At 68.2% G+C, this 21,352-nt stretch carries 23 protein-coding genes and 1 pseudogene; 9 read left to right on the top strand and 15 right to left on the bottom strand.

The genetic code is table 11. The annotated features are described in order from the left end of the window. Positions 1-12: 12 nt before the first annotated feature. Positions 13-1,683, top strand: a complete 1,671-nt coding sequence (locus ACETK8_RS16175) for a lysine--tRNA ligase (protein WP_374036855.1) — start codon at positions 13-15, stop codon at positions 1,681-1,683. Between the two features lie 115 nt (positions 1,684-1,798). Further along, positions 1,799-2,275 (top strand): SH3 domain-containing protein, encoded by a 477-nt coding sequence (locus tag ACETK8_RS16170; RefSeq protein WP_374036854.1) that lies wholly within the window; start codon positions 1,799-1,801, stop codon positions 2,273-2,275. A gap of 215 nt (positions 2,276-2,490) precedes the next feature. Here ACETK8_RS16170 and ACETK8_RS16165 read toward each other — a convergent pair whose 3' ends face one another. From ACETK8_RS16165 to ACETK8_RS16145, 5 genes are all read right to left on the bottom strand, one after another. After that, a complete protein-coding gene (locus ACETK8_RS16165; RefSeq protein ID WP_374036853.1) occupies positions 2,491-3,126 on the bottom strand; it encodes a S24 family peptidase in 636 nt (211 codons plus the stop codon). Between the two features lie 47 nt (positions 3,127-3,173). After that, positions 3,174-3,605 (bottom strand): hypothetical protein, encoded by a 432-nt coding sequence (locus ACETK8_RS16160; RefSeq protein ID WP_374036852.1) that lies wholly within the window; start codon positions 3,603-3,605, stop codon positions 3,174-3,176. Positions 3,606-3,693: 88 nt separating this feature from the next. Then, entirely contained in the window at positions 3,694-4,068 is a 375-nt protein-coding gene (locus tag ACETK8_RS16155; RefSeq protein WP_374036851.1) for a hypothetical protein, read from the bottom strand. A gap of 101 nt (positions 4,069-4,169) precedes the next feature. Then, positions 4,170-4,568, bottom strand: coding sequence for a PaaI family thioesterase (locus tag ACETK8_RS16150; protein ID WP_374036850.1), 399 nt, complete (start codon positions 4,566-4,568; stop codon positions 4,170-4,172). Continuing rightward, on the bottom strand, positions 4,565-5,035 hold the full coding sequence (locus ACETK8_RS16145) for a PaaI family thioesterase (RefSeq protein WP_374036849.1): 471 nt from the start codon (positions 5,033-5,035) through the stop codon (positions 4,565-4,567). The genes ACETK8_RS16150 and ACETK8_RS16145 overlap by 4 nt, the downstream gene beginning before the upstream one ends. A gap of 62 nt (positions 5,036-5,097) precedes the next feature. Between ACETK8_RS16145 and ACETK8_RS16140 the strand changes: the two genes are divergently transcribed. Further along, positions 5,098-6,129 (top strand): ligase-associated DNA damage response exonuclease, encoded by a 1,032-nt coding sequence (locus ACETK8_RS16140; protein ID WP_374036848.1) that lies wholly within the window; start codon positions 5,098-5,100, stop codon positions 6,127-6,129. A 9-nt stretch (positions 6,130-6,138) separates the two neighbouring features. Here ACETK8_RS16140 and ACETK8_RS16135 read toward each other — a convergent pair whose 3' ends face one another. Further along, a complete protein-coding gene (locus ACETK8_RS16135; RefSeq protein WP_374036847.1) occupies positions 6,139-7,761 on the bottom strand; it encodes a response regulator in 1,623 nt (540 codons plus the stop codon). 54 nt (positions 7,762-7,815) lie between these two features. Further along, a protein-coding gene (locus ACETK8_RS16130) for an IS3 family transposase (protein ID WP_249341170.1) occupies positions 7,816-9,005 on the bottom strand; the annotation gives its coding sequence in 2 pieces (ribosomal slippage) (positions 7,816-8,753 and positions 8,753-9,005; 1,191 coding nt in all). A 236-nt stretch (positions 9,006-9,241) separates the two neighbouring features. Here ACETK8_RS16130 and queC point away from each other — a divergent pair. Together queC and queE are read left to right on the top strand one after the other, a co-directional pair. Beyond that, positions 9,242-9,976, top strand: coding sequence for a 7-cyano-7-deazaguanine synthase QueC (gene queC, locus ACETK8_RS16125; protein ID WP_374036846.1), 735 nt, complete (start codon positions 9,242-9,244; stop codon positions 9,974-9,976). Continuing rightward, positions 9,973-10,608, top strand: a complete 636-nt coding sequence (gene queE / locus ACETK8_RS16120) for a 7-carboxy-7-deazaguanine synthase (protein WP_374036845.1) — start codon at positions 9,973-9,975, stop codon at positions 10,606-10,608. The genes queC and queE overlap by 4 nt, the downstream gene beginning before the upstream one ends. 318 nt (positions 10,609-10,926) lie before the next feature. Here the strand turns inward: queE and ACETK8_RS16115 are convergent, their stop codons facing one another. Genes ACETK8_RS16115 through ACETK8_RS16095 form a run of 5 tightly spaced genes read right to left on the bottom strand, consistent with a single transcriptional unit; the run spans position 10,927 to position 13,618 of the window. Further along, a complete protein-coding gene (locus ACETK8_RS16115) occupies positions 10,927-11,199 on the bottom strand; it encodes a hypothetical protein (protein ID WP_374036844.1) in 273 nt (90 codons plus the stop codon). Between the two features lie 46 nt (positions 11,200-11,245). Beyond that, positions 11,246-11,494: a BrnA antitoxin family protein gene (locus ACETK8_RS16110; RefSeq protein ID WP_374036843.1), complete on the bottom strand. Its 249-nt coding sequence runs from the start codon at positions 11,492-11,494 to the stop codon at positions 11,246-11,248. A gap of 7 nt (positions 11,495-11,501) precedes the next feature. Then, complete coding sequence (locus tag ACETK8_RS16105; RefSeq protein WP_374036842.1) at positions 11,502-11,777, bottom strand: BrnT family toxin; 276 nt, start codon at positions 11,775-11,777, stop codon at positions 11,502-11,504. Positions 11,778-11,803: 26 nt separating this feature from the next. After that, positions 11,804-12,889, bottom strand: coding sequence for a chorismate synthase (aroC, locus tag ACETK8_RS16100; protein ID WP_374036841.1), 1,086 nt, complete (start codon positions 12,887-12,889; stop codon positions 11,804-11,806). Positions 12,890-12,901: 12 nt separating this feature from the next. After that, positions 12,902-13,618: a DnaJ C-terminal domain-containing protein gene (locus ACETK8_RS16095; protein WP_374036840.1), complete on the bottom strand. Its 717-nt coding sequence runs from the start codon at positions 13,616-13,618 to the stop codon at positions 12,902-12,904. A gap of 77 nt (positions 13,619-13,695) precedes the next feature. Between ACETK8_RS16095 and pdxH the strand changes: the two genes are divergently transcribed. Beyond that, on the top strand, positions 13,696-14,370 hold the full coding sequence (gene pdxH, locus ACETK8_RS16090) for a pyridoxamine 5'-phosphate oxidase (RefSeq protein WP_374036839.1): 675 nt from the start codon (positions 13,696-13,698) through the stop codon (positions 14,368-14,370). Between the two features lie 74 nt (positions 14,371-14,444). Here the strand turns inward: pdxH and ACETK8_RS16085 are convergent. The 3 genes and pseudogenes from ACETK8_RS16085 to ACETK8_RS16075 all read right to left on the bottom strand — a co-directional run bounded on the left by ACETK8_RS16085 (position 14,445) and on the right by ACETK8_RS16075 (position 16,964). Then, positions 14,445-15,202: pseudogene (locus ACETK8_RS16085) on the bottom strand (IS5 family transposase). A 70-nt stretch (positions 15,203-15,272) separates the two neighbouring features. Next, on the bottom strand, positions 15,273-16,307 hold the full coding sequence (locus tag ACETK8_RS16080; protein WP_374036838.1) for a 2OG-Fe(II) oxygenase: 1,035 nt from the start codon (positions 16,305-16,307) through the stop codon (positions 15,273-15,275). Between the two features lie 81 nt (positions 16,308-16,388). Beyond that, the gene (locus ACETK8_RS16075; RefSeq protein WP_374036837.1) at positions 16,389-16,964 is read right to left on the bottom strand and encodes a superoxide dismutase family protein; all 576 of its coding nucleotides are present in this window, start codon (positions 16,962-16,964) and stop codon (positions 16,389-16,391) included. Positions 16,965-17,083: 119 nt separating this feature from the next. Between ACETK8_RS16075 and gyrA the strand changes: the two genes are divergently transcribed. The 3 genes from gyrA to coaD all read left to right on the top strand — a co-directional run bounded on the left by gyrA (position 17,084) and on the right by coaD (position 21,345). Then, positions 17,084-19,840: a DNA gyrase subunit A gene (gene gyrA / locus ACETK8_RS16070; protein ID WP_374036836.1), complete on the top strand. Its 2,757-nt coding sequence runs from the start codon at positions 17,084-17,086 to the stop codon at positions 19,838-19,840. A gap of 177 nt (positions 19,841-20,017) precedes the next feature. After that, positions 20,018-20,812 carry an aminotransferase class IV gene (locus ACETK8_RS16065; protein ID WP_374036835.1) on the top strand — a complete coding sequence of 265 codons (795 nt, stop codon included), beginning with the start codon at positions 20,018-20,020 and terminating at the stop codon, positions 20,810-20,812. Positions 20,813-20,862: 50 nt separating this feature from the next. Next, the gene (gene coaD, locus ACETK8_RS16060; protein WP_374036834.1) at positions 20,863-21,345 is read left to right on the top strand and encodes a pantetheine-phosphate adenylyltransferase; all 483 of its coding nucleotides are present in this window, start codon (positions 20,863-20,865) and stop codon (positions 21,343-21,345) included. The last annotated feature ends 7 nt before the right edge of the window (positions 21,346-21,352 follow it).

The following is a 21,352-nucleotide window of genomic DNA, read 5'->3' as shown; positions in this document are numbered from 1 at the left end:
AAACCCCCGCCCATGCTGCAGAACCTCGAAACCCTGGCGCGCGACGCCAAGTCCTGGCCCTTCGAACAGGCCCGCATCCTGCTGGACCACGTCCTGAAGAAGCGTCTGTCGGATGCGGATCGGGCGGCGGCGAAACTGCTGATCGACGCCGGCAAGGCGGACGAGGCGTTGGCGACGTTCGAGGCCCTGCGGAAGCCGGTGGTGCTGGAGACGGGCTATGGTCCGTCCGGCCTGCCGCACATGGGCACCTTCGGCGAGGTGGCGCGCACGACGATGGTGCGGAACGCCTTCCGCGCTCTGACGGGCGACCACTGGCGCACGCGGCTGATCGCGTTCTCGGACGACATGGACGGTCTGCGGAAGGTGCCGGAGGGCGTGCCGAACCCGGAGATGCTGCGCGAGGACCTGCATCTGTCCCTCACGCGCGTCCGCGATCCGTTCGGGACGCACGACAGCTTCGGGGCGCACAACAACGCGCGTCTGCGGGCGTTCCTGGATGGGTTCGGCTTCGACTACGAGTTCATGTCCTCGACCGAGACCTACAAGTCCGGCCGGTTCGACGAGACCCTGCTGACCCTCTTGGAGCGGTTCGACGCCATCATGGCGATCATGCTGCCGACACTGGGCGAGGAACGCCGCGCGACCTATTCGCCCTTCCTTCCGGTCAGCCCGATCACGGGCCAGGTGTTGCAGGTGCCGACGCTGGAGCGGAACGTCGAGAAGGGGACCATCGTCTTCGACGACCCTGCCGGCGGGCGCACCGAACTGCCGGTCACGGGCGGTCATGTGAAGCTGCAGTGGAAGCCGGACTGGGCCATGCGCTGGACCGCGCTGGACGTCGACTACGAGATGTCGGGCAAGGACCTGATCGAGAGCGTGCGCGAGAGCGGCAAGATCTGTCGCGCCCTGGGCGGCACGGCGCCGGTCGGGTTCAATTTCGAGCTCTTCCTCGACATCGAAGGCAAGAAGATCTCCAAGTCCAAGGGCAACGGCCTGACGATGGACGAGTGGCTGCGCTACGGCACGCCGGAGAGCCTGAGCTGGTACATGTTCCAGTCGCCGAAGTCGGCCAAGTCGCTGCATTTCGGCGTCATCCCGCGCGCCATCGACGACTATCTGAGCTTCATCGACCAGTTCCAGACGCAGGAGCCGGCCAAGCAGATCGACAACGCCGTCTGGTCGATTCACGCGGGCGCTCCGCCGAAGGTGGCATCGCCGGTGTCGTTCGCCCTGCTGCTGAACCTTGTGGGCGTGGCCAACGCTTCGTCCAAGGAACAACTGTGGGCCTATTTTGCGAAGTATCTGCCCGAGGCGACGCCGCAGACCGAGCCGACGCTGGATCGGCTGATGGGCCATGCGCTGAACTACTACGAGGACTTCGTGAAGCCGACGAAGTCCTATCGTCTGCCGGACGAGAAGGAGAAGGCGGCCCTGCTGGATCTGGCGGCGCGGCTGAAGGCCTTGCCGGCGGACACGACCGACAGCGAGCTGATCCAGAACGAGGTCTATGCGGTCGGCAAGGCGCATGAGTTCGAGCCGCTGCGGGCCTGGTTCGGGGCGCTGTACGAGGTGCTGCTGGGCGCATCGCAAGGGCCGCGTTTCGGCTCCTTCGCGGCCATCTACGGACTGGCGCAGACGATCGAGCTGATCGAGGCGGGCGCGAACGGGAAGCTGGCCAAGTAGCGACGTTCTGTCGGTTTGCGTACATGAACCGAAAATAACGGCAGCGCTCCGGGAGCCTTCATGTGGGCCAGCGCATTCTCACGCCATCGACCAACCTCGATGAATGGAGAGAGCCATGTCGAAGATCTTCACCACCTCGCTGGCCACGGCCGCCGCCCTGGCCGCCCTGGTTTCCGCCGCCCCGATGGCCGCCCAGGCCCAGGCCAACGGCATCACCAACTGTGACGCCCCGGGCGGTCGCCAGACGGCGGGCGCCGTGATCGGCGGCCTGCTCGGCGCCGTCGCCGGTTCGAACCTGGCCCGCAACGAGCGGACCGCCGGCACCATCGTCGGCGCGGGCGCCGGCGCCGCGGCCGGTTCCTACATCGGCTGCAACCAGCAGCGCGCGCGCGCGGCCTCGCAGGCCAACTCGTCGGGCGCCCAGTATCGCGCCGCGTCGAACCTGCGCATCCGCTCGGGTCCGGGCACCAGCTACCGTCAGGCCGGTTCGCTGTCGGCCGGCCAGCCCTTTACGGCCATCGGCTCGCAGGGTGAGTGGGTCCAGATCGCCGGCGGCGGTTGGGTGAACGCGAACTATGTTCAGCCCTATTAAGGGCTGACAGCGCCGGATGAAGTCAGGGCCGTCCCGAGAGGGGGCGGCCCTTTCTTGTTGTTACACACTCAGCCGTTCACCCCAGCGAAGGCTGGGGTCCAGATCACGGATACGGACGACCTGGACGGCGCATCGTCTCTGCTGTTCTGACCGTTTGAGTCTTCCATCTGGACCCCAGCCTTCGCTGGGGTGAGCGGAGGTTGGAAGGGGAGGCCTTACTGGCTCACCCACAGGATCCGCGCCATCCAGTCGATGTCCTTGCGGGGGATGACGCGGGGTTCGTAGGCCGGGTTGATCGAGTTCAGGGTCACGGCCTTGGCGGTCAGGGAGGCGATCTCCTTGGCTGTGGTCTCGCCGGTGGTGGTGCGGACGACGACGCGGTCGCCCTTCCTGACGTCGGTGCGGTCGCGATCGACCAGGACGCGGTCGCCCTGGCGGTACAGGGGGGCCATGGAATCGCCGGTGATCTCCAGGCTGAACAGGCTGGGGCCGGGCAGGGGCAGATCGGTCTGGTCCCAGCCTTCGCCGGTCGGCAGGCCCGCGTCGTCGAAGAAGCCGTCCGCGCCCGCCTGGGCCATGCCCAAGAGGGGAATGGTCGGGGCGCGCTGGTCGTCGTCCTCGGCCAGGGCCGCGAACTCCGCCAGCGACAGGCCGGCGATGTCCAGAACGCGTGTCAGGCTCTCGGTCGAGGGCCAGCGGGGGCGTTTCGCCTCGCCCGGCCCGAACCGCTTGGAGACGTTGAACGAGGTGGCGTCCAGACCGGCGCGACGCGCCAGACCGGAAACGGAGAGGCCTTCACGGCTCGCGATCTCGTCGAGCGCGGCCCAGACTTTGGCATGGGACAGGGGCATGGATTCCGCCTTTGTGATTCGGCGACACCATAACTAGGAATTTCGGCCTATTCCAGACCGGCCGCGCGACGTTCCTGCCAGGCCCAGAAGGTGCCGATGCCGATGGCGATCAGGACGCCGTACGCGGCCAGATTCACGACCGTGTAGAAGGACATCATCCCGCCGCGCAGATCGAACAGGGCGACGATGTGGCTCATGACGATGACGAGTTGCAGCGAGGCGGCCCAGATCGGCCAGGTCCGGCGGAATTTCCACGCCAGTCCGCCCAACACCAGCAGCATGAGGACATCGAGGGCGAACAGGCCGGGCTGCCAGCTCAGGTCCTGACCGCTGTCCGACTGGATCAGCATTCCCGCCATCCAGCCCAGCAGATAGGCGCCCATGGCCAGACGCTCCGGCTCGTCGCCCTTGGTGAAGGCGAAGATGCCGACCAGCACCATCGGCAACAGGCCGATCTGCGAATACAGGGTGTCCAACATGAAATCGCCCCCGCGTCGAAGGACGCGAGGGCGATCATGCTTCGAGTCTGCTCAATCGAAAACCGAAGTCCTCGACATTACCCCGAATTCACGCAGCGCGGATCGGGCGAACCGTGGCCAGCTTCTGCTCGACCTGCGGCGGCGGAGGGCCCTGGCCCCAGTCGGCGTCGTCGGGCTTGTCCAGCGGGCCGACGTTGTAGACGCCGTAGCCCAGGCGACGGTGATCCTTGGCCAGTTCGGTGTGGCAGGCGACGATGGCTTCGCGCGCGGCCGAGAGGGCGGCGATGGCTTCCATGGCCTTGGCTTGCGAGCCGGCGCCGGCGACCGGCGAGACCTTCAGCAGCGCACGGGCGCCGATCATGGATTGCACCAGGGTGGTCGCCGAGGTGATCGCGGCGTCGACCGCTTGTTCCGTCGCATACAGATCGCCCGCAACGCTGGCGACGACTTCAGTCCGATCCATGTTAGCCTCTTCCAAAAATTTACAATGGTAAAGGGATCCTTAACACGCCAAGGGCGAGATTGGTAGGACTTCTTTAACCATCGGAGCGAACGCGGGGCGGGTCAGGCGGAATGGTCGTCCATCGAGAAATGGGCGGTCAGACTGGCGATCGGCTGAAGCGGGTCTTCCTGCCACGCTTCAGCCAGAACGTGCGCCACGCGGCGGCCGGCGCGGGAGATTCGGGCGCGGGCGTAGACGTCCACCGGCTTGCCCGAGCGCAGATAGGCGGTGGTCACCGTGATGGGGCGGGGCAGACGCAGGCGCGGCCAGGTGTGAGCCACCTGGGCCACGGCGGTCAGCTCCAGCATCGCGGCCGTCGAACCGCCGTGCAGCGCGGGCAGCATGGGATTGCCGACCAGGTGATCGGCGAAGGGCATGACGACGGTCAGGACGTCGCCCTCCAGCTCGGTGCGCAGACCCAGGAAGCGGGCGTAGGGGATGGTGTCGAGCAGGGCGGTCATGCGCGGTCGGCCTTCTTCAGGTTCGCGCCGGGGCCGCGGCCGCCGTCGGACGAGATGACATAGGTGGCCTGGGCCGCCGCCACGGGGTCGGCGGGATCGTCCTCGAACGCCCAGGCGCGGACGAAGCCGATGGTGCGGGTGGCGCGATAGCAGCGGGCCTCGCTGAGCAGATCCACGCGGGGACGCGCGGGCCGCATGTAGTCGACGCGCAGATCGAGCGTCGCGATGGGCTCGTAGCGACCCAGCGCCGTCCAGACGGCCAGGCCGCCGACATGGTCCAGCATGGCGGTGACCAGGCCGCCGGCGATGACGTCCGTCTCCGGGTCGCCGACCAGATCAGGCCGCCAGGGGGTGCGCAGGCGCACGCGGTCGCCGACGATGCCTTCGAACACGAACCCCAGGGCGTGGGTGTGGGCGGCGCCGGACGCCAGCTGAGGCAGGAGGGTGGTCAGGAACGTATCGCTCATGAGACCGTCCTTATCGGGCGCGTCTTCGTGCGCAAGTCCCGACCCAGGCCCGTACCAGACCCATGATCCGTCCCGAAGACCTGCTGAGACCGACGCCCGCGGGCCTCTATTGCCCGCCGGGAGACTTCTACGTCGACCCGGTGCGGCCGGTGGATCGCGCGGTCGTGACCCATGGGCATTCGGACCATGCGCGGTCGGGCCACGGCGCGGTTCTGGCCACGGACCAGACGCTGGCCATCATGGCCGAACGCTATGGCGAGGACTTCACCACGCTGCGCCAGCCCGTGGCCTATGGCGAGACGGCGAGCCACAACGGGGTGGAGATCAAGCTGGTCCCGGCGGGGCATGTGCTGGGGTCGGCCCAGGCGGTGGTCAGCTATCAGGGCCTGACCATGGTGGTGTCGGGCGACTACAAGCGCCGTCGCGACCCGACCTGCGCGCCGTTCGAGCCCGTGCCGTGCCATGTCTTCATCTCGGAGGCGACGTTCGGCCTGCCGGTCTTCACCCACCCGCCGGACGGGGAGGAGATCGCGCGCCTGGTCCAGTCTCTGGGCCAGTTTCCCGAGCGGGCGCATCTGGTCGGCGCCTATGCCCTGGGCAAGGCGCAGCGGGTCATCAAACTGCTGCGCGAGCAGGGCTGGGAGCGGCCGATCTACGTCCACGGCGCGCTGGAGCGGCTGAACCGGCTGTACGAGCGGGAGGGTGTGGATCTGGGGCCCATCCTGCCGGCGACGGGTCTGAAGAAGGACGCCCTGGGTGGGGAGGTGGCCATCGCCCCGCCGTCGGCCATTCAGGACCGCTGGGCGCGGCGGTTCGCCGATCCGGTGACGGCCTTCGCCTCGGGCTGGATGCTGGTGAAGGCGCGGGCGAAGCAGCGGGGGGTGGAGCTGCCGCTGGTCATCTCGGACCACGCCGACTGGCCCGAACTGATCGCCACCTTCGAGGAGATCCGCCCCGAGGAGGTCTGGATCACCCACGGGCGTGAGGAGGGGCTTCTGCGTTGGGCCGAGCTGAACGGGACGAAGGCCCGCGCCCTCCGCCTGGTCGGCTATGACGAGGAAGACGACGAGGCGCCGGACGAACGGCCGGACTAGACTTCGATACTAGGCCGCGCGGCCCTTGCGCGCCGGTTCCGCGACGGCGACCTCGGCCGGTTCCGACAGGGCGGCGTTCATGGCCATGCGCAGGCGTTCCGGCTTGATCGGCTTCTCGACCACGGCGGCCATGCCGATCGACAGATAGTGTTTCGCGTCGTCCGGGTCGGCGTTGGCGGTCAGGGCGACGATGGGGATGTTGCGTTCCGGGCCGGTCAGGGCGCGGATGGCCTGGGTCGCCTGGACGCCGTCCATGCGCGGCATCTTGATGTCCATCAGAACCAGGTCGAACGGGCGGGCCTGAACGGCTTCCAGAGCCTCGACGCCGTCCTCGGCGGTCTCGGACGAGCAGCCGAACATCTCGCACAGGGCCTGGGCGACCACGCGGTTGGTGGCGTTGTCGTCGACGATCAGGATGTGGGGGTTGGCCTGCAGTTCCAGCTCGGCCAGGGCCGAGACGTTGGAGGCCTCGTCCTCGACCTTTTCCGACAGGGGCGCGGAGACGTCGAAGGCGAAGGTGGCGCCGCGACCGGCGTTGTTCTCGGCCCAGATCCGGCCTTCCATGCGCTCGACCACTTGACGGCAGATCGAGAGGCCCAGGCCTGCGCCGTCCGGGCCGGAGCCGTGGACGAAGGGTTCGAAGATGGCGTCCACGCGGTCGGCGTCCACGCCGGGGCCGTCGTCGCGGACGCGGGCCTCCATCTGGACCACGCCGTTCTCGGACCAGGCCTTCAGGCTGGCCTCGACCACGCCGTTGCGGGCGAACTTCAGGGCGTTGCCGATCAGGTTGTTGAAGACCTGTTTGATGCGCACGCCGTCGATGTCGGCGCAGAGTTCGGTGTCGCCCTCGTAGCCCACCATAAGGCGGACGTGATCCTGGGACGCACGCGGGGCCCACATGGCCTCGATGTCGTCCATCAGGGCGCGCAGCGGGGTAGGGGCCGGGCTCATCTCCAGCTCGCCGGCCTCGGCGCGCGAGAGATCCAGCGCGTCCTGAAGGATGCGCAGCAGCGTCTCGGAGGAATCGACGATGGTCTGGACGTGCGACTGGGCCGCCTCGGTCAGGGGCTGGCGACGCAGCAGTTCGGCGACGGCGAGGACGCCGTTCATGGGCGTGCGCAGCTCATGGCTCATGATGGCCAGGAACTGGGACTTGGCGCGGGCCGAGGCCAGGGCCTGGGTGCGGCTGTCGGTCAGGGCGCGTTGCTGTTCGGCCAATTCGGCGTTCTGGGCGCGTTGCTGTTCGTTGACGGCCTGGAGCAGGGACACGGCCGTGCCGATGCCGCGATAGCGTCCGCCGCGCGTGACGATGAAGCCGCGCATGAGCGAACCCGCGCCGCCCTTGATCAGGATGTCGCAGAACGCGTCGATGCGGACCCCGGCGTCGACCACGGCCGGCTCGGGATCCATGACGTGGGAGACCGGACGATTGGCGTAGAGGGCGTGGCCGAAGGGGCCGGCGATCTTGATGAGGAAGGCGTTGCGCTCGATCAGACCGACCGGGCGATCGTCCTCGACGACGGGGATGACAAGCGTGTCCGGCTCACGTTGGAACCGTGCGAAGACATCCGCCGCCGACGTCGTCGGCAACACGGGTTCGGCACGTTCCGTCAGAACTTCGATCGTCGGCATACTGGCCGAAACTCCCTGATACCGGTGGACAGTAGGTGACGTGACCCCCGTTTCTCATCCAGCCATAACGAGAGTCCTTTGGTGATCTGAACTGGGGTTGGTGGGGTTGGCAAGAGGCCGGTCAGCGCAGCCTCCAACCAGCGCAGCGGACCGGCCGATCTTTCCGCTGAGCGCATCTGCGTAGGCCTGCGGCGTCAGCCAGCCGAGCTTCGAGTGCGGCCGGGTTTCGTTGTAGTCGCGCCGCCAGGTTTCGAGCACCGCACGGGCGTGCGGCAGGGATCGGAACAGCGTCTCGTTCAGCAGCTCGTCACGCAGACGGCCGTTGAAGCTCTCGTTGAAGCCGTTCTGCTGAGGCTTGCCCGGCGCGATGTAGTGCCAGCCCACACCGGCGTCGTCGGCCCAGGCCAGGATGGCGTTGGACGTGTATTCCGTGCCGTTGTCGCTGATGATCGTCTCGGGTCGCCCGCGTCGCAGGATGATGGCGTCCAACTCGCGCGCCACCCGTCGCCCTGACAGCGAGGTGTCGGCGACGAGCCCGAGGCACTCGCGGGTGCAGTTGTCGATCACCGTCAGGATGCGGAAGCGCCGCCCGTCCGTCATCTGGTCGGACACGAAGTCCAGCGACCAGCGCTGGTTTGCGACCAGAGGAATCTCCAGCGGCCGCCTTGTGCCCATCGCGCGTTTGCGCCCGCCGCGCCGACGCACCGTCAGCTTCTCCTCGCGGTAGATCCGCTGGACACGCTTCTTGTTGACCGCATGGCCCTCGCGCCGGAGCATCACGTGCAGACGTCGATAGCCGAACCGCCGACGCTCCTGGGCCAGGGCCTTCAGCCGATCGCGCAGGGCGCCGTCGTCCGGTCGCGTCGCCTGATAGCGCACGCTCGTCCGGTCCACGCCCAGCACCCGGCAGGCCCGCCGTTCGCTCATCCCGTAAGCCGACTGCAGGTGCGCCGCCGCCGCTCGATGCGCAGCGGGCGTCACCACTTTTTTCCCAGCAGATCCTTCAGCGCGACGTTGTCCAGCATCGAGTCCGCCAGCATCCGCTTCAGCTTGGCGTTCTCCTCTTCCAGCGCCTTCAGCCGCCGGGCCTCCGACACGTCCATGCCGCCATACTTGGCCTTCCATTTGTAGAAGGTCGGCGAGCTCAGCCCGTGCTTCCTGCACAGATCCGCCACCGGAACACCGGCCTCCTGCTCGCGCAGGATCCCGATGATCTGCTCTTCCGTAAACCGTGATCGCTTCATTCTGTCCGTCCTTTCGAGGGGCGGACTCTAGCTATTCGTGGAGGAGTTTCAGGGGGTCACGTCATAGGGGATAAGCGTTTGCAAAAGGGTTAAGTCCTGAAACAGTCCGTTTTCGCCAGTCGGATCACGCCGGTCTCTTTTGCCGGATCGGTCCGTCTGGTGTAGAGACCGGTCGTCCTATTCATCCTTGTACTGAACCCGATGCGCGCGGCCGAAAGGCCGACCGCAGATCTGTCATGACCGATACTCAAATCCTGACCCTGGCGACCGACACCGCCCACGACGCCCTGGTCCTGTTCTCGGGCGGCCAGGACAGCGCGACCTGCCTGGCCTGGGCGCTGGAGCGGTACGAGCGGGTCGAGACGGTCGGCTTCGACTACGGTCAGCGCCATGCGGTGGAGATGGCGGCGCGTCTGCGCGTGCGCGACGGGATGGCGAAGGTCCTGCCGCAGTTCGCGAACCGGCTGGGACCGGACCACGTCATCGACCTGACCGGCTTCGGCTCCATCGGCGAGACGGCGATGACCACCGACCGGGCCATCCAGGTCGGGGCGCGCGGTCTGCCCAACACCTTCGTACCGGGGCGGAACCTGGTCTTCCTGACCTGTGCGGCGGCCCTGGCGGACCGACGCGGACTGGCGGTTCTGGTCGGCGGCATGTGCGAGACCGACTTCTCGGGCTATCCCGACTGCCGCCGCGACACGATCAGCGCCATGGAGCGGGCCCTGACGCTCGGCCTCGACAAGCCGTCGCCGATCGAGACGCCGCTGATGTACCTGACCAAGGCCCAGACCTGGGACCTGGCGCACGGGATCGGCGGGGACGCCCTGGTCGAGCTGATCGTCGAGGAATCGCACACCTGCTATCGCGGCGACCGCACGCACCGGCACGATTGGGGATACGGCTGCGGAACCTGCCCGGCCTGCGACCTGCGCGCCGCCGGCTGGCGCGAGTGGCTGAAGACGCGATGACCTATTCGGTCAAGGAGACCTTCCTGACGGTGCAGGGGGAGGGCGGCCAGGCGGGCCGTCCGTCCGTCTTCCTGCGCTTTGCGGGCTGCAATCTGTGGAGCGGGCGGGAGCAGGATCGGGCCGACGCGGTCTGCACCTTCTGCGACACCGAGTTCGTGGGCACGGACGGCGACGGCGGCGGCAAGTTCCGCACGGCCGAGGCCATGGCGGATCATGTCGCGTCGTTCTGGATCGGGCGGGACGGGGATCCGAAACTGGTCGTCTGCACGGGCGGGGAGCCGCTGTTGCAACTGGATGCGCCGCTGATCGAGGCGCTGCATGCGCGAGGCTTCGACATCGCTGTGGAGACCAACGGGACGGTGGAAGCGCCGGAGGGGATCGACTGGATCTGCGTCAGTCCGAAGGCCGCCGCGCCGGTGGTCCAGACGAAGGGGCAGGAGCTGAAGCTGGTCTATCCGCAGGCCCTGGCCATGCCGGATCGGTTCGACGACCTCGACTTCGAGCGGTTCTGGCTGCAGCCCATGGACGGACCGGATCAGGCGGCCAGTACGGCGGCGGCCATGGACTATTGCCTGCGCCACCCGAAATGGCGGCTCAGCGTCCAGACGCACAAATATATCGGGGTGAGATAGAGCGTCCCGGAGGAATTGGGATTTTATTCTTGGGCGGGTCTTGCGTTGAGCGGTGGAGTCCCCAACTCAGGTCTGGTCTTTGAAACGTCAGCCCCGCCGACACGCGCCCTGAGCGGCCGGCATTTCCGATAATCCTGCACTGTTCAGCGTGTTGGATTCGTCAAGTCGCTGATCTTGCTGACTTTCGCTTGCACTGTTTGCACTCGAAATTCGGGAAACAGTGCAAATCGGGTCGTGGCACGTTGGCACGTTGGCACGTTGGCACTCGAAATTCGAAAACAGTGCCACCGCCCGCCCGCGGCAGCCCCCGTTCCGTACCTAGCAGGTCCGGCCTTGGGCGCGGCGCTGTTCGCAGCGGCGTTGCTCGCGTTCCCAGTCGCGCTGTTCGCGATCGCGGCGGGCGCGGGTTTCCTCGTCCGAGGTGGTGACGGCGTCGACGCCGGCCCCGACGACCGCGCCCGTGACCTTGGCCGCGCCCCCGACGACCGCGCCGGCCGTTCCGACCACGGCCCCGACCAGACAGCCCTGAAGCATCAGCGAGCCTGCCAGGACGGCGGCGAGGGCGGCGGTGCGGGACAGCGTCTGGGTCATGCGCGAGGTCTACCGCGAACGTGGTGAACCAAAGATGACCTGAGCCCTACAGGCCGGCGACGCCCTTGCGCAGGACGGCGTTCATCCGGCCCTGCCAGCCGGGACCCGTCGCGCGATAGCGTTCCAGCACATCGGCATCGACGCGAAGCGAGATGGGGGTCTTGGTGGGCGCCGCCTGGGCGCCGCGGACCTTGGTTCGCGGAAAGGCCGCGAGGACTTCAGGCGGAAGAGACTCGGGTCCTACGGCGCGTTCGAAGTCCGCTTCCGTCCATTCCGGATTGTCCGGATCGGTCAAGTCGACCTCATGGTCGGGAAAGCCTTTGTTGGACCGGAACATATCGATTGAACTCCTTGTTTCGCGCCCGTCGAAGGCTGATTGCGCGAACGGCGCCTGAACGCAGCGTATAAACTAGGCAGTAGGCCCGGCCGTCGATCAACCCGAACGATCGAAAGCGGACTTCGTCAGGATAGGGATCGATCACCGTGCCCCTGATTTCGAAATCCTGCGCCCTCGCCAGGGAAATCCCGTGCTTGTCTTGATTGATCGCGTCCTTCGCCGGGTCAAACTCGAAGCTCATTGTATATACGATCTAACCGTTGGATATCAACCGATCTGGGCGCGGTGCCTCAGCAAGGCGTCGGCGAGGACGCAGGCGGCCATGGCCTCCACGACCGGAACGCCGCGCAGGGCCACGCAGGGGTCGTGACGGCCCTTGGTGCGCAGGTCGGCCTCGGTCCCGTCGCGGGTCACAGTCTGGCGCGGCGTCAGGATGGAGGAGGTCGGCTTGAACGCCACGCGGGCCGTCAGCGGCTGGCCCGTCGAGATGCCGCCCAGGATGCCGCCCGCGTTGTTGGAGCCGAACAGGATCTGGCCGTCCTCGCCCAGGCGCATCTCGTCGGCGTTCTCTTCGCCCGACAGTTCGGCGGCGCCGAAGCCCGCGCCGATCTCCACGCCCTTGACGGCGTTGATCGACATCATGGCGGCGGCCAGTTCGGCGTCGAGCTTGGCATAGAGGGGCGAACCCCAGCCCGCCGGAACGCCCGTGACCTCCAGCGCCACGACGGCGCCGATGGACGAGCCGGCCTTGCGGACGCCGTCCAGATACTCTTCCCAGGCTGGCACAACCTCGGCCGAGGCGGCGAACAGGGGGTTGTCGTAGACGGCCGAGAAGTCGACGGCCTCCGGCGCGATCCGGTGCGGGCCAAGCTGGACGACCCCGGCGCGGATCGTGACGCCGTCGCCCAGGACGCGGCGGGCCACGGCCCCGGCGGCGACCCGGCTGGCGGTCTCGCGCGCTGAGGACCGGCCGCCGCCCCGGTGGTCGCGGACGCCGTATTTGGTCTGATAGGTCAGGTCGGCGTGGCCGGGACGATAGGCGCGAGCGATCTCGCCATAGTCCTTGGAGCGGGCATCGACGTTGTCGATGTGGATGGCGATGGGCGTTCCGGTCGTGACAGGGCCCGCCCCGTCGTCGAAGACGCCGGACAGGATGCGGGCGACGTCGGTCTCCTGCCTCTGGGTCACGAAGCGGCTGCCGCCGGGTTTCCTCAGGTCGAGCCAGGGTTGGAGGTCGGCCTCCGTGAGCGGAATCAATGGCGGACATCCGTCCACGACACAGCCGATCGCCGGGCCGTGGCTTTCGCCCCAGGTGGTCACGCGGAAGAGATGGCCGAAGGTGTTGTGAGACATAGCCTGCCTCGCTTACGCGGCGAGGCGGTCCGGCGTCCAGACGCGGGTGAAGCGGGCCAGCAGGTCTTCGGCCGCCGACGGGGCGTCTTCGGACGGTTTCAGCGACACGAACAGGTGGCCTTCTGGGTGGGCGCCGCGGGCCGGCAGGCCGAGGCCGCGCAGGCGCAGACGGACCGGCATCGTCAGGCCGGGGGCGACCCAGGCGTCGCGGGGCCCGGCGTGGGTCTCGATCTCGACCCGACCGCCGTCGGCCAGGACGCGGGGCGCCACCGGCGCGGTCATGTAGAGGTCGTCGCCCAGAACGCTCATCCCGTCGGCGGGACGGATCAGGACGGGCAGATAGAGGTCCGAACCGTCCTCGGCCGCGCCCTTGAGGCGCAGATGCTCACCCGTCCGCATCCCGGCGGGGGCGTGGACGCGAAGGATGCGGTCGCCGAGCCGGACGGTCGTGTCGCCGCCGAGGACGGCTTCCAGCGGGGTCAGACCGACGACCGGCAGGGCGGCGGGGCGCTGGACCGGGGCGGCGAGGGCGGGGCGCGTGCCCTCGGACTGGATCAGGCGGTAGGCGGCGATGATCCGGCGGAAGCGTTCGGCGTCGCCGCCGGGCAGGTCGGGGCGCGCGCTCTTGACCGCCAGGCGGAAGGCGCGGGTCAGGGCGTCCTGTTCCGTCGGGCCGTGCAGGCCCAGGACGGCGAAGGCTTCGTTCAGACGGGGGCCGGGGGCGCTCATCCGCTCCATAGGCCGTGGGCATGGTCAATGCCGGGTTAACCGTGCAGGTCGGCGATGCCCTTGCTATAGGCGGGCCCATGACCAACGCCGCCATTCCGCCCAGCCCATCCCGCGAGGAGTACGCCCGCGACTACGCCGCCGCCCTGGCCGCCAACGGGGACGAGACGATCTTCGACCGGCCCGAGCCTACCGGCCTGTTCGTCGAATGGTTGGAGCAGGCGAAGGGGCATGAACCGAACGACGCCAACGCCATGGCCCTTTCCACCGTGGACGCTGACGGGTCGCCGGACAGCCGGATGGTGCTGCTGAAGGACGTCGATCAGCGCGGCTTCACCTTCTATTCCAACCGGGAGAGCGCCAAGGGGCTGGAGCTGGCGGCGACGCCGCGCGCGGCCCTCCTGTTCCACTGGAAGTCCCTGCGCCGTCAGGTGCGGGTGAGGGGCGTGGTCGAGCCGGTCAGCGTGGAGGAGGCGGACGCGTATTTCGCCAGCCGGGCGCGCGAGAGCCGGATCGGCGCCTGGGCCTCGGACCAGTCGCGGCCGCTGGCCAGCCGCGCGGATCTGGAGGCGGCGGTCGCGCGCGAGACCGCACGGTTCGAGGGGCAGGACGTGCCCCGGCCCGAACGCTGGACCGGCTGGCGGGTGATCCCGGAGGCGGTGGAGTTCTGGCGCGACCGGCCGTTCCGGCTGCACGACCGGCTCCTGTTCACGCGGGACGGCGACGGCTGGAGCCGGACCCGGCTGCAGCCCTGAGGCCTGACCCGGAAAAGTGTCGGCGGTTTTCCGACCAGGTCAGGCCGCAGACAAAAGAGCGCTAGGGTCCGGACTCATTTGGCCCAATAGGCGACGGTGGCGGCGATGAGGACGCTGGAGAGGAAGTTCGCGGCGAGTTTGTCGTAGCGTGTCGCGATACGCCTGAAGTCCTTGAGCCTGGCCCATAGGCGTTCGACGGTGTTCCTCTGTCGGTAGGCGACGACGTCGTAGGGGATGGGCCGCTTGCGCGAGGTCGTGGTCGGGATGACGGCCTCGGCGCGTCGTTCGGCCAGTCGCCTTCGGAGGTGATCGGCGTCGTAGCCGCGGTCCGCCAGCAGCCTTGCGAACGGTCCGGCCGCCTCGATCAGGGCGTGGGCCATGGTGATGTCGTTGGTGTTGCCGGCGCTGAGCAACAGCACACGGGGTCGCCCTCGATCGTCCACGAGGCCGTGGATCTTGGTCGTGCGGCCGCCTCTGGAGCGGCCTATGCCCTGGACGAAGGCCCCCTTTTTGCGCCCGCCGCCGAGCGATGGGCCTTGACCGAGGTGCTGTCGATGGCGGCCGAGGAGTAGATGCCGCTGTGGCCGGTCAGGGCCTTGAAGATGTCGTGCCAAACGCCCTGCCGGCTCCAGCGATTGAAGCGGTTGTAGACCGTCGTGTATGGCCCGTACTCCGGCGGGCAGTCCCGCCAGCGCGCGCCTGACTGCAGCATGTGCACGATGCCCGACAACACGCGGCGATCATCGACCCTGCGCGCCCCTCGCCGTCCCGTCGGAAGGTGCGGCTCGATCCGCGCCCAAGCTTCGTCGTCCAGCCAGTAAAGCTTCCGCATCCAAGGCTCCCTTCCAGAAGCCTTGAATCAGAACGCCAAACTCACCGCCAGACCTTATTGAGTACGGACCCTAGCCGGCGACCGGGGCCAGGGCGCCCTCGTTCTCTCTTCGCACCTTCTCCGCAGCCTCGTCGTGAACGAAGGGCAGGAAGGCGAACCGCTCGCCCCGCGTCACCGCCGTCGCCTCGTGCAGGATCGAGCAGGAGAACACGCAGGCCCCGCCGGGCGGCGGCCGATAGGTCCGCATCCCGAACTCCGGGAACCTCAGGTCGCCGCCGTCATAGTCTTCGTTCAGATTGATCGAGACGGCGAACCGCCGGTGCCGGGTCGCCACGGTCGTATTGTCCCGGTGCGGCCGGAAGAAGCCGCCGGTCTCCGCGTCGTACCGCGCCACCAGATAGCGTTCGATCCGCGTGGGGGCGAAGGCGAAGGCCTTCTCGATCTGCGGCGTCAGCCGTCGCGCCAGCCGCGCCACCAGCCCCTTCCTCAGGTCGCCGTCCTCCAGGATCACGTCAGAGCGTCGCTTGAAGTCCGGGCTCATCACCAGCCGGGTCTCCTCGCCGAACTGACGCATGACGCCCGACGGCTGGCCGCCCTGCCGACGATAGGCCTCGATCAGGGCCTTGCAGAACTCGGGCTCGAAGATGCGCGGCGTCATCAGGACCGGCGCCTGCCCCTCGAACCCGCCGTGCGACGAGGGCGGGGCCAGACCCGCGACCTGATCCGCCATCCGCTCCGCCTGATCCGACCGCTCCATGGCCAGAAGATGCAGCGCCGGGTCGATCAGCAGCCAGCAGTCGGTCTCCGCCCCATAGAGGCCGGCCGCCTCGCCCTCGGCGTCGAACAGGAAACGGAGGCCCGGAATGACGTCGCAGCGCCGCGCCCGCTCTCGGTCTTCGCCGACCACGACGATGAACGCGCTGGCCTGGACGTCGTCGAAGGTTCTGGGGCGGGCCCGGATCACGTCCGCCGCCGCCTCCGCTCCATCCGCTCGAACGAAGGCCACGACCAGATACCGGCCCGCCGCGCTGTCGAAGGTGAAGCGCGGGACGGCCGTGCCGGGCAGGGTGAATTTCGGAACCGGATCGCCGGGTAGAAGCGCCATCGCGTCACGATGGAGGACGGCGGCGGCGAAGATCAAGCCCGGCCGGGCGGGACGCGGACGCCCCGTCCGGCCGGAGAAGCGTCAGTGGCCCGCGTGGCTCGAACCGGGCGCGGCCTGGAACACGCCGCAGGCGATGCGGTCGCCCGCGCCGCCGATCGGCTGGGACACGTGGTCGTCGCGGTTGGCGTGAACGAGGAAGGAGGTCCCGTCGCCGCCCGTCAGGTCGATGTCCGTCGTCGGGGCATAGACCTCGGCATGGGCCGAGCCGTCCGCGTGGGCGAAGACGTTCTGCAGGTCGCCCAGGTCGGGACCGTCGGCGTTCAACAGGCCGTGGGGCAGCTTGTCGGGATCGGCGTGGTTCACATGGGCCCCGGCCGAGGTGAAGCCCGGCCCTTCGCAGGTGCCTACGGCATGCAGGTGGACCCCGTGCCAGCCCTCGGGCCAACCCTTGCCCTCGACCTTGAACAGGAAGCCGTCGGGGCCGGCGAAGGCGGTCACCGAGCCTGCGTCCCCGCCGTCGGCGGTGTGCAGGGCGGCGGTCGCGACCGCCGCGGGCGCAGGCGCGGGCGGCGGCGGGGCGGCCGTCTGGGCCAGGGCGGCGCCGGCGGTCAGCACGGAACTGGCGATGAGGGCGAGAGCGAGGGGGGAGGAACGCATTTCAGTCCTTTCACGGATCGCATCGGAAGAAGCGCAAACTTTGCCTCCCGACGCCTCGGATGCTAGAAAACCGGACAGCGGATCACGTTCCGATTCCGGCAAACTAAAGCCCAGATTCCTTGACCGACGACAGCTACGAAAACGCCGCACCGCCCGCCGGTTCGGGCGGCTCGGACATTTCCGTGATCACGATCGAGGACGAGCTGAAACGCTCCTACCTCGACTACGCCATGAGCGTGATCGTCTCGCGCGCCCTGCCGGACGCCCGTGACGGCCTCAAGCCGGTTCACCGTCGCATCCTCTATTCGATGCACGACCTGAACATGACGCCCGAGCGGTCGTATTCGAAGTGCGCCCGCGTCGTCGGCGACGTTCTGGGCCGCTTCCACCCGCACGGCGACGCCTCGGTCTATATGGCCCTGGTCCGCATGGCCCAGCCGTTCTCGATGGGTCTGATGCTGGTCGACGGCCAGGGGAATTTCGGCTCGGTCGACGGCGATATGCCGGCCTCCATGCGATACACCGAGGCCCGGATGGCCCCGGCCGCCGTGGCCCTGCTGGCCGACATCGACAAGGACACGGTCGATTTCCAGCCGAACTACGACGAGAAGGAGCTGGAGCCGGTCGTTCTGCCGTCTCGCATTCCGAACCTTCTGGTCAACGGCGCGGGCGGCATCGCCGTCGGCATGGCGACCAACATCCCGCCGCACAACCTGGGCGAGGTCGTCGATGCGGCCGTGGCCCTGCTGGACGACCCGAACATCTCCGACGACGCCATCCTGGACATCGTGCCGGGACCTGACTTCCCCACGGGCGGCGAGATCCTGGGCCGCACCGCGCCCCGCAATGCGCTCCGCGACGGTCGCGGCTCCGTCGTCGTGCGCGGCATCGCTTCGGTGGAAACCATCCGCAAGGACCGCGAAGCCATCGTGGTCACCGAGCTGCCGTTCCAGGTCAACAAACAGACGCTGATCGAGCGCATCGCCGAGATGGTCCGCGAGAAGCGTCTGGAGGGCATCTCCGACGTCCGCGACGAATCCGACCGCGCGGGCATGCGTATCGTCATCGAGCTGAAGCGCGATGCGTCCGGCGACGTGATCCTGAACCAGCTGTGGCGCTACACGGCCATGCAGTCGTCGTTCGGCGTCAACGTGCTGGCCCTGAACCACGGCCGCCCGGAACAGATGGGCCTGCGGAAACTGCTCGAGGTCTTCCTCGACTTCCGCGAAGAGGTCGTGGTCCGCCGCGTCAAGTTCGAGCTGGCCAAGGCCCGCGACCGTGGCCACGTCCTGGTCGGTCTGGCCGTCGCCGTCGCCAACATCGACGAGGTCATCCACATCATCCGCTCCTCGGCCGATCCGGCGGAGGCCCGCGAGCGCCTGCAGGCCAAGGCCTGGCCCGTCGGCGACATGATGGCCCTGGTCGAGCTGATCGCCGACCCGCGCACCGTCCTGGTCGAGGGCGACAAGATCAAGCTGACCGACGAACAGGCCCGCGCCATCCTGGCCCTGACCCTGTCGCGTCTGACGGGCCTCGGCCGTGACGACATCTTCGGCGAGGCGAGGGGCCTGGCCGACACCATCCAGGGCCACCTGACGATCCTGTCGGACCGCAAGAACATCCTCGCCATCATCCGCGAGGACCTCCTGCTGGTGAAGTCGGAGTTCGCCGTCCCGCGCCGAACCCAGATCGGCGAAGGCGACTACGAGCTGGAAGACGAGGACCTGATCCCGCGCGAGGACATGGTCGTCACCGTCACCCACGGCGGCTACGTCAAGCGCGTGGCGCTCAACGCCTATCGGACCCAGCATCGCGGCGGCAAGGGCAAGTCGGGCATGACGATGAAGGACGAGGACGCCGTCGTCGGCGTCTTCTCCGCCTCGACCCACACGCCGGTTCTGTTCTTCGCCACCAACGGCAAGGCCTACAAGCTCAAGGTCTGGAGACTGCCGCTGGGCGCCCCGACCTCGCGCGGCAAGGCCTTCGTCAACCTGTTGCCGATCGAGCCGGGCGATTCGATTATGAACGTCCTGCCTCTGCCCGAGGACGAGACGACCTGGGGCGACTACGACATCATGTTCGCCACCCGCTCGGGCGACGTGCGCCGGAACAAGCTTTCGGACTTCGCCACGGTCAACCGGGCCGGCAAGATGGCGATGAAGTTGGAAGACGGCGACCACATGGTCGGCGTGGCGCTCTGCACCGGCGAGGACGACGTCCTCCTGACCACGGCGCTTGGCCGCGCCATCCGCTTCAAGGCCGACGACGTCCGCGTCTTCAAGGGCCGGGACTCGACCGGCGTGCGTGGCGTCCGTCTTCAAGACGGCGACGAGGTCATCTCTATGGCCGTGCTGGGCCGCGTCGACGCGACGCCGGAAGAGCGCGCCGCCTACGTCAAACACGCCAACGCCATGCGGAAAGCCGCCGGCGACGAGGACGACACGACCCCGGACGCCGACGACGAGGCCGTCGCAGATGCGGCGCTCAGCGTCGAACGCATCGCCGAACTGGGCGCGGCGGAACAGTTCATCCTGACCGTCACCGACACCGGCTTCGGCAAGCGCTCGTCCGCCTACGAATACCGTCGCACGGGTCGCGGCGGTCAGGGTCTGACGGCCCACGGCCTAGGCGGTCGGGCGGGCACCCGCCTCGCCGCCGCCTTCCCGGTCGAGGAAACCGACGACCTGCTGCTGGTCACCTCCAGCGGCCAGATGATCCGCACCCGCGTGGGCCAGGTCCGCATCGTCGGCCGCTCCTCGCAGGGCGTGACCATCTTCCGCACGGCGGATGGGGAAAAGGTCGTGTCGGTGGAACGGCTTGCCGAAACCGGCGGGGATGAACCCGAGGCCGAGGTCGAGGGTGACGGCGCGGAGTAATCCCTCTTCCAGAGGGAGAGGGCTTGAGCGCCTGAGAGCCGACAGGCGATCAGACTTGCGCGAAAGGGTGAGGGGTTACGCTCTCACCCGGACGCACCGTAACCCCTCACCCTTTCGGCTAAGCCGCATCGCTGCGCTCTGCGAGCCTCAATCCCTCTCCCTCTGGGAGAGGGAAGCGTGAACGACCTCCTCATCGACGGCCTCCCGCCGACCGAGGCTGACCTCCGCTATCAGGCCCTGGTCAACTACGGCGCCTACACCTCCTTCCGCATCGAGGACGGCGGCGTTCGGGGCCTCGACCTGCACCTCGCCCGCCTCGAAGCCTCCGCGCTCGAACTCTTCGGCCTCCCCGTCGGCAAAGACCGCCTTCGCCACCTGATCCGCACCGCCGTCGCCGACCGGCGGGACGCCTGGCTCCGCGTCAGCCTGTTCGCCCCCGACATCCTGCCGCGCAGCCCCTCGGCCGAGGTCACGCCCAAGGTTCAGACCTGGATCTCACCCCCGCCGCCGCCTCTGGCGACCAGCGTCCGCGCCCAGGTCCGGACCTATGTCCGCACCGACGCCCACATCAAGCACACGGCCATCTTTCCCCTGATCAGCGCCCGCCGTCTGGCGCGACAGGCCGGCTTCGACGACGTCCTGTTCGCCGATGCGGACGGCCTGATCTCCGAAGGCGCCACCTGGAATGTCGGCTTCCTGAGCAGCGATACGGTCGTCTGGCCCGAGGCTCCCATGCTGGACGGCGTGGCCCAGACCCTGATCCGGGCCGGGCTTTCAACGGTCGGCCTTCGGTCCGCGATCCGCCCCATCCGCCTCGCAGACCTCGCCGCCTTCGACGCCGCCTTCCTCTGCAACAGCGCCACGCCCGCCTGTCCGATCACGGCCATCGGCGACCACGCCTTCGCCGTCGATCCCGACCGTATCGAACGGCTCCAGACGGCCTGGGCGTCGAACCCGGTTCAGGTGATCTAGGCCCGGCTCGCGACGCCTGCTAATCAGGCTCAAAGGCGGGGAGGCACAGCATGCGTATCGGGCTCTATCCCGGCACATTCGATCCGGTCACCAACGGCCACATGGACATCATCGGTCGGGCTGTGAAGCTGGTCGACAAGCTGGTCATCGGCGTCGCCCAGAACGACGACAAGGGCCCGTTGTTCTCGACCGCCGAGCGCGTCGAGATGGTTCGCGCCGAGGTCGCCCGGCTGGATGCGAACATCGAGGTCCAGCCCTTCTCGACCCTGCTGATGCATTTCGCCGAGAGCCTGGACGCCACGGTCATCGTGCGGGGCCTGCGCGCCGTCGCGGACTTCGAGTACGAGTTCCAGATGACGGCCATGAACCAGCGCCTCAATGACGACATCGAGACCGTGTTCCTGATGGCCGATCCGCGCCACCAGGCCATCGCCTCGCGACTGGTCAAGGAAATCGCCCGGCTGGACGGAAACATCGACAGCTTCGTCAGCCCCGCCGTCGCCGCCGCCGTGCGGAATCGCGTCAAACGCTAGAACCGGA

Origin of the sequence: Brevundimonas staleyi (genome assembly GCF_041893865.1) — a bacterium.
In the GTDB taxonomy this organism is placed as follows: domain Bacteria; phylum Pseudomonadota; class Alphaproteobacteria; order Caulobacterales; family Caulobacteraceae; genus Brevundimonas; species Brevundimonas staleyi.
Note: the sequence above shows the minus strand (reverse complement) of the source record. Positions and strands in the feature narration are given on the sequence as shown.

Excerpts from the sequence above, each read along its gene's own strand:
- pdxH (WP_374036839.1), top strand. The coding sequence starts at position 13,696 with ATGACCAACGCCGCCATTCCGCCCAGCCCATCCCGCGAGGAGTACGCC.
- queE (WP_374036845.1), top strand. The coding sequence starts at position 9,973 with ATGACCTATTCGGTCAAGGAGACCTTCCTGACGGTGCAGGGGGAGGGC.
- ACETK8_RS16160 (WP_374036852.1), bottom strand. The coding sequence starts at position 3,605 with ATGTTGGACACCCTGTATTCGCAGATCGGCCTGTTGCCGATGGTGCTG.
- aroC (WP_374036841.1), bottom strand. The coding sequence starts at position 12,889 with ATGTCTCACAACACCTTCGGCCATCTCTTCCGCGTGACCACCTGGGGC.
- ACETK8_RS16165 (WP_374036853.1), bottom strand. The coding sequence starts at position 3,126 with ATGCCCCTGTCCCATGCCAAAGTCTGGGCCGCGCTCGACGAGATCGCG.
- coaD (WP_374036834.1), top strand. The coding sequence starts at position 20,863 with ATGCGTATCGGGCTCTATCCCGGCACATTCGATCCGGTCACCAACGGC.
- ACETK8_RS16115 (WP_374036844.1), bottom strand. The coding sequence starts at position 11,199 with ATGACCCAGACGCTGTCCCGCACCGCCGCCCTCGCCGCCGTCCTGGCA.
- ACETK8_RS16155 (WP_374036851.1), bottom strand. The coding sequence starts at position 4,068 with ATGGATCGGACTGAAGTCGTCGCCAGCGTTGCGGGCGATCTGTATGCG.
- ACETK8_RS16145 (WP_374036849.1), bottom strand. The coding sequence starts at position 5,035 with ATGAGCGATACGTTCCTGACCACCCTCCTGCCTCAGCTGGCGTCCGGC.
- ACETK8_RS16140 (WP_374036848.1), top strand. The coding sequence starts at position 5,098 with ATGATCCGTCCCGAAGACCTGCTGAGACCGACGCCCGCGGGCCTCTAT.
- queC (WP_374036846.1), top strand. The coding sequence starts at position 9,242 with ATGACCGATACTCAAATCCTGACCCTGGCGACCGACACCGCCCACGAC.
- ACETK8_RS16105 (WP_374036842.1), bottom strand. The coding sequence starts at position 11,777 with ATGAGCTTCGAGTTTGACCCGGCGAAGGACGCGATCAATCAAGACAAG.
- ACETK8_RS16135 (WP_374036847.1), bottom strand. The coding sequence starts at position 7,761 with ATGCCGACGATCGAAGTTCTGACGGAACGTGCCGAACCCGTGTTGCCG.
- ACETK8_RS16075 (WP_374036837.1), bottom strand. The coding sequence starts at position 16,964 with ATGCGTTCCTCCCCCCTCGCTCTCGCCCTCATCGCCAGTTCCGTGCTG.
- ACETK8_RS16170 (WP_374036854.1), top strand. The coding sequence starts at position 1,799 with ATGTCGAAGATCTTCACCACCTCGCTGGCCACGGCCGCCGCCCTGGCC.
- ACETK8_RS16175 (WP_374036855.1), top strand. The coding sequence starts at position 13 with ATGCTGCAGAACCTCGAAACCCTGGCGCGCGACGCCAAGTCCTGGCCC.
- ACETK8_RS16095 (WP_374036840.1), bottom strand. The coding sequence starts at position 13,618 with ATGAGCGCCCCCGGCCCCCGTCTGAACGAAGCCTTCGCCGTCCTGGGC.
- ACETK8_RS16150 (WP_374036850.1), bottom strand. The coding sequence starts at position 4,568 with ATGACCGCCCTGCTCGACACCATCCCCTACGCCCGCTTCCTGGGTCTG.
- ACETK8_RS16080 (WP_374036838.1), bottom strand. The coding sequence starts at position 16,307 with ATGGCGCTTCTACCCGGCGATCCGGTTCCGAAATTCACCCTGCCCGGC.